We start from the raw sequence: 13219 nt of genomic DNA, 5'->3' as shown, positions 1-13219 counted from the left end.
GCCTACCCAGAGGACCGACGACTGCACCCCCGTTGGTCGAAAGTGACCGCGCCCTCGTGTCGGCAGGCCCCGGCGCCGGTGCCCTCAGTCCGCCGAGCCTCCCGGCGTCACCAGTCCCGTCTCGTACGCGACGACCACCACCTGCGCCCGGCTCGCCAGCCCCAGCTTCGTCATCGTGCGGTTGAGATGCGTCTTCACGGTCGCCTCGCTGATGAACAGCCGGTCCGCGGCCTCCGCGTTGGTCAGACCGCGGGCCACCAGCCGGACGACCTCCACCTCGCGGCTGGTGAGCGCGGCCAGGTCGGCCGGGGGCTCGGCGCCGGACGCCGTGCCGTCGGCCGTACGGGTGTAGGCCTCCACCAGGCGCCGGGTGACCGCCGGTGCGAACAGGGCGTCGCCGCGGTGGACGGCGGTCACCGCGGCGAGCAGGCGTTCGGGGCCGGCGTCCTTGAGGAGGAAGCCGGACGCGCCCGCGCGCAGGGCGCCGTACACGTACTCGTCGAGGTCGAAGGTGGTCAGGACCAGGATGCGGGGCGGTGGGTCGGCCGCCGCCGCGAGGATGCGTTCCGTCGCCTCGATGCCCGTGATGCCGGGCATGCGGATGTCCATGAGGACGACGTCGGGGTGGGTCTTGGCGGCCAGCGCGACGGCCTCCGCCCCGTCCGCGGCCTCGCCGGCCACCTCCATGCCGGGCGCGGCCCGCAGCAGCGCGACCAGTCCGCCGCGGACGAGGAACTGGTCGTCGACGACCAGCACCCTGATCGCCCGTTGATCGTTGCCGGTGTCGGTCATTCCGCGACGGCGTCCCCCCGGCGTGCGCTCTGTGCCGACGTCGGCAGGGTGAGGTGCACGCCGAAACCCCCCTCGCTGCGCGGGCCGACGACGATCGACCCGCCGTAGAGCTTGGCCCGCTCCCGCATCCCGATCAAGCCGTGTCCGCCCCGGTCCTGCTTTCTGGCCGGATCCACCCCCGTTCCGCGGTCCGTTCCGTCGTCCGTGACGGACACCGTCATCTCGCCTGCCCTGTAGGCGAGTTCGACCTGCGCCTGGGCTCCGGGAGCATGTTTGAGGACGTTGGTCAGGGCCTCTTGGACCACGCGGTAGAGGCAGAGCTGGACGCCGGGCGGCAGCGGGCGGGGTTCGCCGGTGATGCGGAGGTCGACGGGGACGCCGCCCGCGCGGACCCGGTCGACCATGTCGGCTAGCTGGTCGAGGCCGGGCGCGGGCGCCCCGTCGGCCGCGCCCTGGACGCCGTCGGCGCGCAACAGGCCCAGCATGCGCCGGAGTTCGGCGAGCGCCTCGCCGCTGGAACCGGCGATGGTGTCGAGCGCCTCGCGCGCGGTGCGGGCGTCGGAGGTGAAGACGAAGCGGGCGAGGCCGGCCTGGACGTTGATGACGGCCATGTGGTGGGCGACCACGTCGTGCAGTTCGCGGGCGATGCGGACGCGTTCCTCGGCGACCTCGCGGCGGGCCCGTTCGGCCTGTTCGGCCTTGAGCTGCCGGGTGAGTTCGGCGGTGCGGTGGGCGGAGTGGCCGAACCACCACAGGACGAGGGCGTAGGCGAGGGACTGCGCGATCACCGAGGCCATGGAAGATCCCTCGGTGACCAGGCCGGCGTAGATCCAGACCCCGGCGAGCAGGGCGGCGCAGACCGCGGTGGTGCGGGTCGGGCGCAGGGCGGCGACGGTGTAGAACGCGAGCATCGGGCCGAGGGAGTTGACCACCGGCCAGTAGCCGAGGGTGACGTAGGCGGCGGAGACCGCGAGGACGCCGACGCAGACCGGGACGGGCGCCCGGTTGCGCAGGACGGTCGGCAGGTTGGCGAGGGCGACGAGGGTCCAGCCGAGGGCGTCGGGTGCGGGCCACCCCTGGGCGGTGGACTCCCGGCCGAGCAGGACGGCCACGGTCGTCTGCGCCGCGGTGATCAGGCCGTCGACGACGAGGGGGTGGATCCGCATCGCCGCAGCGTAACCGCCGTGCCCGGACGGGGGCGTCAACCTCCGGCGGTACCGCGGAAGTTGCAGGAACCGCGCGGTTACCGCCGAGGTTGCGCCGAAGGTCCAACCAGCGCGGGATTCGGGGCGGGCGGGCCGCGCCCTAGCTTTTCGGTGCGGGCCGGAACGGGGGCTCGACGGGGGACCCCCGGCCCGCGGCAACCGAAGGAGAACCACGCATGTCTCTGCGTAAGAAGGCACTCGCGCTCGCCGTCGTCACGGCCGTCGGCGGCGGACTCGCGCTCACCGCGACGCCGGCCTCGGCGAGCATCTCCCAGGGGTACGTCTCCGGGGCGGGCGACCCGACGAACGACTGGGGCGACGAGGGCACCCTGTCGTCCGGCAGCCACGCGAACAGCAACGCGACCGCGCTGGTGCAGCTGCTGCTGTGGGCGGACGGCGCCAAGGAGAAGAACGGCACGACGTTCGACTACGCCGACATCGACGGCCGGTACGGGTCCAACACCACGGCCGCGGTCAAGTCCTGGCAGAAGCTGTACAACAGCCGGGAGGGCGCCGGTCTGGTGGTCGACGGCAAGGCCGGCCCGAAGACCCTGGGCGCCGCGGACGTCTCGCTCGCGGACAACGGCGACGGCACGGTCACGTTCTGGGGCTGGAAGCACGACGTCACGTTCAAGCGGTCCGGCGGCAAGTACTACGTGAAGGTCAACAACACCCGCGGCTGGAAGCTCGCCTCGTACAACACGCTGAACGTCGTCTGAGTCCGAGCCGCGGCGGGGGCAACGGGGGAAGCAACGGCGGTCCGTCCCTCCCGGGGAGGGGGCGGGCCGCCGTTCACGCGCGTGTGCTCGTCAGTTCGCGTACTCGGGGTGCACCAGCGTCGACGGCGGCATGCCGGTGATCCGGGTGGGGGCGACCGTGCGGGCGTCCGCCGCGAGGGACGCGCCGGTCAGGGTGCGGGGCGGCGGGGCGTGCGGGTCGAGGCCGAGGGAGGGCGTCGTATCGGCGGCGGCCAGCACGAAGCCCCAGTCCCGGGGCGCGAGGGAGGCGCCGGTCACCCGGTCGGGGCCGGCCGCGAACCCTTCGTCGCGCCCGCCGACGCGGTAGGGCACGGTACGCAGTCCCGCCGCGCGCATCGTGGTGTCGACCGTCCAGAAGACGCGGGGGCGGGAGGAGACCGGCCCGGCGTGCACCACGAGGCGGCCGCCCGGGGCCAGGGCGCGGTGGGCGAGGCCGTAGAACTCCTGGGAGTACAGCTTGGTGCTGGCGGTGATGCCCGGGTCGGGCAGGTCGGCGATCACCACGTCGTAGGCGGCGGGCCGGGCCTGCCGCAGCCAGCCGAAGGCGTCGGCCGTGGCGACATGGACGCGCGGGTCGGCGTACGCGTGGCCGTTGAGGGCGGCGAGGGCGGGGTCCGTGCGGGCCAGCCGCACCACCCCGGCGTCGAGTTCGACGACGTCGACGCGGCGGACGTCCGGATGGCGCAGGACCTCGCGCGCCGCCAGTCCGTCGCCGCCGCCGAGGATCAGCACGCGCGTGTGCGGGCCGTTCATCGCGGGATGGACCAGCGCCTCGTGGTACCGGCGTTCGTCGCGGCCGCTGACCCGGAGGCGGCCGTCGAGGAAGAGGTCGAGGGGGCGGCCGCGGGTGCCGCCGGTGAGGACGACCTCCTGGACGTCGGTCTGGAGGGCCACGCGCACGTCGTCGCCGTACACCGCCTGTCGCGCCGCGCGTTCGAAGTCGTCGACGAGTACGGCCGCCGCGGCGAGGACGCCGAGCACGGCGAGGTTGGCGATCACCAGCAGCCAGCGCGCCCGGCGGCTCAGGTCGCGGCGGAACAGGCCGAGGACGAGGGCGCCGCCCACGATCGCGTTGACGGTGCCGGTGATCAGGGCGCCGGTCAGCTGGCCCAGCATCGGCAGCAGGAGGAAGGGGAAGGCGAGGCCGCCCACCAGACCGCCGACGTAGTCCGCGGCGAAGAGGTCGGCGACCGCGCCGCCCGCGTCCTGGCGGCGGATGCGCTGGATCAGCTCCATCAGCAGGGGGACTTCGGCGCCGATGAGCAGCCCGATCGCGAGGGAGAACGCGACCAGCAGGCAGCGCGGTCCGTTGGCCCACAGGCCGCCCCAGTCGCCGGTCCAGGCGAAGACGGCGTACAGCGCCATCGCGCTGCATCCGCCGACGAGGGCGAGCGCGGCCTCGATCGCGCCGAACCCGGCCGCCGCGTGCCGGCGCAGCCGTTTGGCGAGCAGCGAGCCGACGCCCATCGCGAAGACCATCACGGACAGCACGACGGAGGCCTGGGTGACCGAGTCGCCGATCAAGTACGAGGCGAGGGCGACGAGTTCGAGTTCGTACACCAGTCCGCACGCGGCGCAGACGAACACCCCCGCGAGGACCAGGAACCGCCCGACCCCGGGCCGCACCGGAAGCCGCACAGGACCCGGCCAGGGCGGCGCTGTGCCGGGCGGGGCGGGCGCGTGCGGTTCGATCACGTTGCGACGGTACGTCACTGCAACGGCACGCTTCGTCACCCACACGTGTGGAACTCACCGCCGAGGGGCGGGCCGGGGTTTGCGCGACCGATGCGGTGGCTCGGCCTCTAGAGCGCGGCAGGAACCTTGACGCCGACCTTCGTCCGCGTCGCCACCAACTGGCCGTCCTGCGGGTACGCGTGCCAGGTCCGCCACAGCACCTGGCCCTCGTGGCGCTGGGCGAGCAGGGCCGTGAAGGCGTGCGGGCTGCCGGGGAAGACGCCCGCGAGGCCGTGCGGGTGGTCGGAGACGAGGGCCAGCAACTCCTGGGCGCGGCCCGCGAACTGGCCCGGGGAGAGGACCTCCACGCGCGCCGCGAACTCGTACTCCCAGTCGCCGACCCGTTTGGCGACGCCGAGCGGCAGCGGGGTGCTGCTGCCGGGGATGCAGGCCACCGTCTCCGAACAGGTGCCGCGCTCCTCCTCCAGGAGGACCTGGTGGGACGCGCCGAGGAGTCTCAGCTGGAGGGTCGACCCGGCCAGTTCGAGGTCGAGCGTGGCCAGCGCCGGAAGCGGCTCGCGTCCCAGCGCCCAGGCGAGGTCGGCCGCGCGCGTGTCGGTGTAGGAGGTGTTCAGGGTCGTGAGCATGGATCGGCTCCGCTAGCACGCAAAGAAAGGGCGGTGTGGGGGGGCGCCGGCGCGCCCGGGTCGACACCGGCGGGGATTCGGCCCGGTCGGCCCGGTCGGGATGTCACAGCTGGAGTGTCCGGAGGACGGCCGAGGGCCCGCTTTGGTGATTTAGAGGGAATCATGAACTGTGGCGCCGCCACAGCGTTTTTACCCAACTTCGTGGCGTTTCCATCCCTCAGAGGGCCCCACAGTTCAACTGTTCAACCACGGCGCACGCCGGGCCCGCCAGGGCGTACGCCGGGGCATCCGCACGCCGGGCGCGAAAAGCCGGGCCCCACCCCCGTGCGGGCCCGGCTCACGGCGACATCGCCGCCACCTCGTGTCAGCCGCCTCCTCCGCAGCCGCCCCCACCGCCTCCTCCACAGGACGACCCGCCGCCACACGACGAGCCGCCGCTGTCCCCGCCCCCGTCCGCCCAGCTGTTGCCGCTGGTGTCGACGCCGCCCCCGGAACCCCCGAAGAGGTACCCGCGCCGCCGAGCCGGCTTCCGCCGGACGGACCATCTGATCAGCCACGCGATCAGGCCCCAGTACAGGGCCACCAGGACGATGACGAGAGCCGTGATCACGGCGTCACCCCCCTTCCGCCCCCCGGCCGCGGGTCAGCTGCCGCCGCCGCAACCGCCCCCGCCGCCGCAGGACGACCCGCCGCCGCACGACGAGCCACCCCCGCAGGACGAGGAGGAACCACAGGACGAAGACGAGGACGAGCCGCACGACGACCCGCTGCTGCTGGACCCCCCGTCGGCCCACCAGCTGTTGCCGCTGCGGCTGCCGCCGCGCCGACCCGCCCGCGCCCGGTGCGAGCTCCCCCTGCTCGCCTTCGCGATGACCGTGACCACGAACCCGATGAAAGCGAATGCCAGGATGATGCCGAAGACCATGGCGTCACCCTCCTTCCGTGTCACCCGAGACGACCCCCCGTGGGCGCCTCGGGTCCTGCGTGCGAGGGAGATGCCCCGGCGTCTCATCAGCCAAAGCAGAGTTGAGCGAATCCAGAGCTTGGGCGCAGGATGACCGGCATGACCTCCACCGCACGCCCGCACCTCAACCGCCGGCTCGCCGAGTTCGGGACGACGATCTTCGCCGAGATGTCCGCCCTCGCCGTGCAGACCGGCTCGATCAACCTCGGCCAGGGCTTTCCCGACACGGACGGCCCCGAGGAGATCCGGGAGGCGGCGGTGCGGGCGCTGCGCGACGGACGCGGCAACCAGTACCCGCCGGGCCCGGGCGTCCCCGAGCTGCGCACCGCGATCGCCGCGCACCAGCAGCGGCGGTACGCACTGACGTACGACCCCGACACCGAGGTCCTGGTGACGGCGGGCGCGACCGAGGCCATCGCCGCCGCCCTGCTCGCCCTCCTGGAGCCCAGCGACGAGGTCATCGCCTTCGAGCCGTACTACGACTCCTACGCGGCGTGCATCGCGATGGCGGGCGGCACCCGGGTCCCGGTCACCCTGCGCCCGGACGGGGACAGCTTCCGTCTCGACCTCGACGAGCTGCGCGCCGCGGTGACGGACAGGACCCGGCTGCTGCTGATCAACACCCCCCACAACCCCACCGGCACGGTCCTCACCCGCGAGGAGCTCACCGCGATCGCCGAGCTGGCGGTCGAGCGGGATCTGCTGGTCGTCACCGACGAGGTGTACGAGCACCTGGTCTTCGACGACGCCGAGCACATCCCGCTCGCGACCTTCCCCGGCATGCGGGACCGCACGGTCACGATCGGCTCGGCCGGCAAGACCTTCTCCTTCACCGGCTGGAAGGTCGGCTGGGTCACGGCCACGCCCGCGCTGACCACCGCTGTCCGCTCGGCGAAGCAGTTCCTGACGTACGTCGCCTCGGGGCCCTTCCAGTACGCGGTCGCCGAGGCCCTCGCGCTGCCGGACAGCTACTTCGAGGCCTTCCGCGCGGACCTGCGCGCCAAGCGCGACCTGCTCGCGAGCGGTCTGGCGGAGGCGGGCTTCGGGGTGTTCCGGACCGCCGGCACCTACTTCATCACCACCGACATCCGCCCTCTGGGCGAGAGCGACGGCTTCGCCTTCTGCCGCGCGCTGCCGGAGCGGGCCGGGGTCGTCGCCATCCCCAACGCGGTCTTCTACGACCACCGGGAGGCGGGCGCGCCCTTCGTACGGTTCGCGTTCTGCAAGCAGACGGGGGTGCTGGAGGCGGCGGTCAAGCGCCTGAAGGCGCTGGCGGGCTGACGCGACCCGGGCGGTCGGACACTGGGGCATGATGCTCGCTTATGCCTGAGTTCTTATGCAATGTGCTGATGTGACCCCTGTCAGCACGCTCGCGCCGCCCGCCGTCGCACAGCCCGGCACCACCGAACGCATCCGACCACGCCACCCCGTGGCGGTGGCGCTCGGCCTGTTCGCCGCCGCCCGGCTCACCGGGCTGGCCGTGCTCGCCGCGACCGCCTGGGCCACCGGCCACCACCCGCTCACCCTGCTGGGCCGGTCCTGGGACTCCCGCTGGTACCTGGGCATCGCCGCGCACGGCTACGGCCGCACCCTCCACATCCGCCCCGGCGTCGTCTTCAGCGACCTCGCCTTCTTCCCGCTCTACCCGGCACTGGTGCGCGCGGTGACCGCGGTCAGCCCGCTGGGCGGCGGCGCGGCGGGCCTGCTGGTCTCCTGGACGGCGGCCGCGGTGGCGGCGTGCGGCATCTACGCGATCGGCGTCCGCCTGCACGGCCGGGCCGTGGGCACCACCCTCGTCCTCCTGTGGGCCCTGCTGCCGCACTCGGTCGTGCTGTCGATGGCGTACACGGAACCCGTCCTGACCGCGTTCGCCGCCTGGTCGCTGTACGCCGTGCTCACCGGCCGCTGGCTGTGGGCGGGCACGCTGGCCGCGCTGGCGGGGCTGGCCCGGCCGAACGGGTTCGCGGTGGCGGCGGCGGTGCTGGCGACGGCGGCGTACGAGATCTTCCGGACCCTGCGGCGGGGCGGAAAAGTTACCCACAGCCTGTGGACGGGCGCGGCGCTCGCCCCGCTCGGCTGGTCGGCGTACGTCCTCTGGGTCGGCCACCGCGAGGGCGATCTGCTCGGCGGCTACTTCGCGGTGCAGCGCGGCTGGGGCTCCAGCTTCGACTTCGGCCGGGGCTCCCTGCGCTTCGCCCGCCACCTCGTCCTCCAGGGCGACCGCCTGGTCTTCCCGATGACGCTGCTGATCGTCGCCGTCGCGGTCCTCCTGTACGCCCTGCTCCTGCTGGACCGCCCACCGCTCCCGCTGGCCGTCTACACCGCCGTACTCCTGCTCATCACCCTCGGCGGCTCGGGCTTCTTCGAGTCCAAGCCGCGCTTCCTGCTCCCCGCGTTCCCACTGCTGCTCCCGCCGGCCCGGGCCCTGGTCCGCACGGCGAGAGCCCGGCCCTGGCACGCGGTCGTGGTGACCGGTGCCCTGGCCGGGCTCTCTTTCGCCTACGGGGCGTATCTGGTCGTACTGGCGGACACGCCGCTGTAGAGACGGCTACGTCTTACGCGTCGTCGCCGTCGCCGTCGCTGTCCGGCTGGTCGGCGTCGTTGATCTCCTGCTCCAGGCCGAGCTGCTCCACGAGCCACTTGTCGAACTCGATCGCGGCCCGCACCCAGCTGACCGTCGACGACACGAAGTGCTCCAGGCTCACCCCGGTGCCGATCAGCATCTGCGCCTCGCCGATGAGGCGGACGGTGCCGTCGTCGTGGGTGTGCGTGTAGAGCTTGGGCCACAGGGTGCGGCGGTTCCAGTCGTCGATGGACTCCAGCAGCAGGGGCTTCTCGTCGATCTTGTGGGGCCGGTCGTAGAACGTCCGGACCGAGAAGACCTGCTGGTCACCCTCACCCCGGAACATGAAATACGTACGGAACTGCTCCCACGGCGCCGCGAGGTCACCCTCTTCGTCAACGACGTACTTCAGCTCCATCTGCTCCAGGAGCTGCTTCACGAGGTCCTGATCCGGGACGACGGGGCCCGCCGGTCCTTGGGGCTGCGGCTCGGGCTGGCCCCCGAAGTTCGGAATCGAGGACGGGTCGATGGTCACCGTGAATTTCCCTTCGTACGGATTCCGCCATCCTCCCCCATGCGGGGAGGGGGGTGGCAACCCCCGGCGGGGTCTGTCAGCCGAGGGCTGACTTGAACCGGTCGCCGGGGGTCCGGGTACCCGGGGTCAGAGCGTCTTGCCCGTCGCCGGGCCCACGAGCAGGCCGTCGCCGAAAGTGTCCACCCGGACCGTGTCGCCGTCCTTGATCTCGCCGGACAGGATCTCCTTGGCTAGGCGGTCGCCGATGGCGGTCTGGACCAGGCGGCGCAGCGGGCGGGCGCCGTAGGCCGGGTCCATGCCCTCGGTCGCGAGCCAGGCCAGGGCCTCGTCCGTGATCTCCAGGGTGAGGCGGCGTTCCGCGAGGCGCTTGGCCAGGCGGTCGATCTGGAGGCGGGCGATACGGCTCAGCTCGTCCTTGGTCAGGGCCGAGAAGACGACCAGGTCGTCCAGACGGTTCAGGAACTCCGGCTTGAAGGCGGTGCGGACCACCTCCAGGACCTGCTCCCGCTTCTCCTGCTCGGTGGTGAGCGGGTCGACCAGGAACTGGCTGCCCAGGTTCGAGGTCAGCACCAGGATCGTGTTGCGGAAGTCGACCGTACGGCCCTGGCCGTCGGTGAGCCGACCGTCGTCCAGCACCTGGAGCAGGACGTCGAAGACCTCCGGGTGGGCCTTCTCCACCTCGTCCAGCAGCACCACGCTGTACGGGCGCCTGCGCACCGCCTCCGTCAGCTGGCCGCCCTCCTCGTAGCCGACGTAGCCGGGAGGCGCGCCGACCAGGCGGGCGACGCTGTGCTTCTCGCCGTACTCCGACATGTCGATGCGGACCATCGCCCGCTCGTCGTCGAAGAGGAAGTCGGCTAGCGCCTTCGCCAGCTCCGTCTTGCCCACGCCCGTCGGACCGAGGAAGAGGAAGGAGCCGGTCGGGCGGTCGGGGTCGGCGATGCCGGCGCGGGTGCGGCGTACGGCGTCCGAGACGGCCTGCACCGCCTCCGTCTGGCCGATCAGCCTGCGGCCCAACTCCTCCTCCATGCGCAGGAGTTTCTGGGTCTCGCCCTCCAGGAGGCGCCCGGCCGGGATGCCGGTCCACGCGGCGACGACGTCGGCGATGTCGTCGGGGCCGACCTCCTCCTTGACCATGGTGCCCTTGGCGGCCTCTTCCTCCGCCTGCGAGGCTTCCTCCAAGTCCCGTTCCAGGGTGGGGATCTCGCCGTACAGCAGCTTGCTGGCGGTGTCGAAGTCGCCGTCGCGCTGGGCGCGTTCGGCCTGCCCGCGCAGTTCGTCGAGCTTCTCCTTCAGCTCACCCACCCGGTTGAGGGACTGCTTCTCCTTCTCCCAGCGGGCGGTGAGGCCCCGCAGCTCCTCCTCCTTGTCGGCGAGGTCGCGGCGCAGCTTCTCCAGGCGTTCGCGGGAGGCCGGGTCGGTCTCCTTCTCCAGGGCCAGTTCCTCCATCTTCAACCGGTCGACGGAGCGCTGGAGTTCATCGATCTCGACGGGGGACGAGTCGATCTCCATGCGGAGCCGGGAGGCGGACTCGTCGACGAGGTCGATGGCCTTGTCGGGCAGGAAGCGGGAGGTGATGTACCGGTCGGAGAGGGTGGCGGCGGCCACCAGCGCGCTGTCGGCGATCTGGACCTTGTGGTGGGCCTCGTAGCGCCCCTTCAGTCCGCGCAGGATGGCGATGGTGTCCTCGACGGTCGGCTCGGCGACCAGGACCTGCTGGAAGCGGCGCTCCAGGGCCGGGTCCTTCTCGATCCGCTCGCGGTACTCGTCGAGGGTCGTGGCGCCGACCATGCGCAGCTCACCGCGCGCGAGCATGGGCTTGAGCATGTTGCCCGCGTCCATGGCGGAGTCGCCGCCGGCGCCGGCCCCGACGACGGTGTGCAGCTCGTCGATGAAGGTGATGATCTGCCCGTCGGAGTCCTTGATCTCGGCGAGGACCGTCTTCAGCCGCTCCTCGAACTCACCGCGGTACTTGGCCCCGGCGACCATGGCCCCCAGATCCAGGGCGACGAGCCGCTTGTTCTTCAGCGACTCCGGCACGTCCCCCTTGACGATCCGCTGGGCGAGGCCCTCGACGACGGCGGTCTTGCCGACGCCGGGCTCGCCGATGAGGACGGGATTGTTCTTGGTACGGCGGCTGAGCACCTGCACCACGCGCCGGATCTCCTGGTCCCGTCCGATGACGGGGTCGAGCTTCCCCTCGCGCGCGGCGGCGGTGAAGTCGGTACCGAACTTCTCCAGGGCCTTGTAGGAGCCCTCGGGATCGGCGGTGGTCACCCTTCTTCCTCCCCTCGCCTTCTGGAAGGCGTCCTGCAACTTCCTGGCGTCGGCCCCCTGCGAGGAGAGTACGTCCCCGGCCTGGCCGCCCTTGGCGGCGATGCCGATGAGGAGGTGCTCGGTGGAGAGGTACTCGTCACCGAGGTCCTTGGCACGGGTCGCGGCGTCGTTGACGACGGCGAGCAGTTCGCGGCTGGGCTGCGGGGGCGCGACGGTGGAGCCGGTCACGCTGGGCAGACCGGCGAGGATCTTCTCGGCTCCGGCGCGGACGGCGGCGAGGTCGGCCTCGACGGCGGCCAGCAGATCCACGATGTTCTCGTTGTCCTGCCCCTGGAGCAGAGCCAGGAGCAGGTGAGCGGGGGTCAGGTCGGGGTGCCCCTCGGCGGCGGCGCGCTTCTCGGCCGCGTTGATCGCGTCCCGGCTCCGGTTGGTCAGCTCGGCGTCCACGTGTCCGTACTCCTCCTCGATGTCGGCGGCTCTCCTGAGTCTGACTCAGTCAACGTACACAAAGTTGAGTCTATTCCACTCAAGGTGCGGCCCGGGAGGGGTCGGGGACCGGGTTCCCCTTCTGCCGGGGTTAAGTTCCGGGGCATGGCGACGACGTACACCCAGGACCCCGGCGCACCGGACCCGCTCTACCTCAGCTTCTGGCGGGAACGGCACCTGTGCACCCTGACGACCCTGCGCCCGGACGGCAGTCCGCACGTGGTGCCGGTCGGAGTGACATACGACCCGGAGGCGCGGCTCGCTCGGGTGATCACGAACAAGTCGAGCGCGAAGGTGGGGCACGTGCGGGCGGCGGGCCCTTCCGGGGCGCTGGTCGCGGTGTGCCAGGTGGCCGGGAGACGGTGGGCGACGCTGGAGGGGCGGGCGTACGTCCGGACCGATCCGGAGCGGGTGGCGGAGGCCGAGCGGCGGTACGCGGAGCGCTATGAGCGCACGCCGTCGCCGAACCCGTCCCGGGTGGTGATCGAGATCGAACTGACGCGGGCGCTGGGGCGCGGCTGAGCGGCGGCCCCGCGAGCACCGCAGGCGTCGCTGGCGATTTTCAGCCAACGGCCAGAAAGGGCCGATACCCGGAAATGTCCCTCAAAACTGCAGCGGCGTCACCGTGTTCAGGTCACGGTGACGCCGCTGCGGGGGGAAGCGCCTGAGCGATCTGTTACGACGGGGGAATCGCGTCAGGCACTGCGGGGGGTGGCTGAGATGGTCCGTGGGGTGGGGGATTCCGGTTCCACCAGCCGATGGTCTCGTTGGTCGAGGTTCACAAAGATCATTCCGTACCGAATGGCACACCGCACAGGCTGCGGCGCCCCCCGAGGCCGCCGCAGACACCGGTACGCCCGGACGTCCTCGTCGTCGTCGCGGGTGACGACGACCGGCTCGCCGAAGACGGTCACCATCAACGAGTCACCGGAGTGGGGGATCGCGGTGACCAGGTCGATGAAGTGCCAGCCGGAGCGATAGGCGGTGGCCATTTCACGACGGAAGGAGCGGTCGTCGGGGGGAGTGGTCATGACTCCACGGCCCAGGTGCTGTCATCCGTCTGCCATGTGCTGTCGAGCGGCTTCTCAGCCGCCACGACGACCCATGTACTGTCCGCGGCCACGATCTTCTGACGCCAGGTGCTGTCCGCCTGAACATCGCCCTTCGTCCCCGCAAGGCCGCTCAGCGCCCCGATGGCCACAACGGTGGAGAAGGCGGCGGCAAGCACCGAGCGAAGCATTCTCTTATGCATAGTCGGCTTCGTCCTCATTTGAAGGTCACCTCTCCCCCGCTGAATACGACGATGGCCCATTCCGGC

The 13219-nt window shown here is 71.8% G+C and carries 14 protein-coding genes; 4 read left to right on the top strand and 10 right to left on the bottom strand.

Features of this window, described 5'->3' with window-relative positions; all coding sequences use genetic code 11:
• Positions 1–84: 84 nt before the first annotated feature.
• Complete coding sequence (locus EJC51_RS26350; protein ID WP_126273352.1) at positions 85–792, bottom strand: response regulator; 708 nt, start codon at positions 790–792, stop codon at positions 85–87.
• A complete protein-coding gene (locus tag EJC51_RS26345; RefSeq protein ID WP_126273351.1) occupies positions 789–1958 on the bottom strand; it encodes a sensor histidine kinase in 1170 nt (389 codons plus the stop codon). Before EJC51_RS26345 ends, EJC51_RS26350 begins: the two co-directional genes overlap by 4 nt.
• 215 nt (positions 1959–2173) lie before the next feature.
• On the opposite strand from EJC51_RS26345, the gene EJC51_RS26340 reads away from it, so the two are divergent.
• The gene (locus tag EJC51_RS26340) at positions 2174–2716 is read left to right on the top strand and encodes a peptidoglycan-binding domain-containing protein (protein ID WP_126273350.1); all 543 of its coding nucleotides are present in this window, start codon (positions 2174–2176) and stop codon (positions 2714–2716) included.
• Positions 2717–2806: 90 nt separating this feature from the next.
• Here EJC51_RS26340 and EJC51_RS26335 read toward each other — a convergent pair whose 3' ends face one another.
• The 4 genes from EJC51_RS26335 to EJC51_RS48260 form a co-directional block, all read right to left on the bottom strand.
• Complete coding sequence (locus tag EJC51_RS26335; RefSeq protein WP_126273349.1) at positions 2807–4450, bottom strand: polyamine aminopropyltransferase; 1644 nt, start codon at positions 4448–4450, stop codon at positions 2807–2809.
• Positions 4451–4557: 107 nt separating this feature from the next.
• Complete coding sequence (locus tag EJC51_RS26330; RefSeq protein ID WP_126273348.1) at positions 4558–5076, bottom strand: DUF2617 family protein; 519 nt, start codon at positions 5074–5076, stop codon at positions 4558–4560.
• A gap of 364 nt (positions 5077–5440) precedes the next feature.
• Complete coding sequence (locus tag EJC51_RS26325) at positions 5441–5686, bottom strand: hypothetical protein (RefSeq protein WP_126273347.1); 246 nt, start codon at positions 5684–5686, stop codon at positions 5441–5443.
• Positions 5687–5690: 4 nt separating this feature from the next.
• Positions 5691–5870 carry a hypothetical protein gene (locus EJC51_RS48260; RefSeq protein WP_207924806.1) on the bottom strand — a complete coding sequence of 60 codons (180 nt, stop codon included), beginning with the start codon at positions 5868–5870 and terminating at the stop codon, positions 5691–5693.
• 260 nt (positions 5871–6130) lie between these two features.
• Between EJC51_RS48260 and EJC51_RS26315 the strand changes: the two genes are divergently transcribed.
• Positions 6131–7321 carry a pyridoxal phosphate-dependent aminotransferase gene (locus EJC51_RS26315; RefSeq protein WP_126273345.1) on the top strand — a complete coding sequence of 397 codons (1191 nt, stop codon included), beginning with the start codon at positions 6131–6133 and terminating at the stop codon, positions 7319–7321.
• A 70-nt stretch (positions 7322–7391) separates the two neighbouring features.
• Positions 7392–8582 (top strand): hypothetical protein, encoded by a 1191-nt coding sequence (locus EJC51_RS26310; protein WP_399579340.1) that lies wholly within the window; start codon positions 7392–7394, stop codon positions 8580–8582.
• A 13-nt stretch (positions 8583–8595) separates the two neighbouring features.
• On the opposite strand, the gene EJC51_RS26305 is transcribed toward EJC51_RS26310, so the two are convergent.
• Positions 8596–9138 (bottom strand): YbjN domain-containing protein, encoded by a 543-nt coding sequence (locus EJC51_RS26305; RefSeq protein WP_126273344.1) that lies wholly within the window; start codon positions 9136–9138, stop codon positions 8596–8598.
• 126 nt (positions 9139–9264) lie between these two features.
• Entirely contained in the window at positions 9265–11862 is a 2598-nt protein-coding gene (clpB, locus tag EJC51_RS26300) for an ATP-dependent chaperone ClpB (protein WP_126273343.1), read from the bottom strand.
• Between the two features lie 144 nt (positions 11863–12006).
• Between clpB and EJC51_RS26295 the strand changes: the two genes are divergently transcribed.
• Positions 12007–12423 carry a pyridoxamine 5'-phosphate oxidase family protein gene (locus EJC51_RS26295; protein ID WP_126273342.1) on the top strand — a complete coding sequence of 139 codons (417 nt, stop codon included), beginning with the start codon at positions 12007–12009 and terminating at the stop codon, positions 12421–12423.
• A 173-nt stretch (positions 12424–12596) separates the two neighbouring features.
• Here the strand turns inward: EJC51_RS26295 and EJC51_RS26290 are convergent, their stop codons facing one another.
• Both EJC51_RS26290 and EJC51_RS26285 read right to left on the bottom strand, forming a co-directional pair.
• The gene (locus tag EJC51_RS26290; RefSeq protein WP_059194145.1) at positions 12597–12932 is read right to left on the bottom strand and encodes a Rieske (2Fe-2S) protein; all 336 of its coding nucleotides are present in this window, start codon (positions 12930–12932) and stop codon (positions 12597–12599) included.
• Positions 12929–13129 (bottom strand): hypothetical protein, encoded by a 201-nt coding sequence (locus EJC51_RS26285; protein WP_425276806.1) that lies wholly within the window; start codon positions 13127–13129, stop codon positions 12929–12931. Before EJC51_RS26285 ends, EJC51_RS26290 begins: the two co-directional genes overlap by 4 nt.
• Between the last annotated feature and the right edge of the window lie 90 nt (positions 13130–13219).

This window comes from Streptomyces aquilus (assembly GCF_003955715.1).
GTDB lineage: Bacteria > Actinomycetota > Actinomycetes > Streptomycetales > Streptomycetaceae > Streptomyces > Streptomyces aquilus.
The sequence above is the reverse complement of the archived record's forward strand: the minus strand, read 5'-3'. Positions and strand labels throughout refer to the sequence as shown.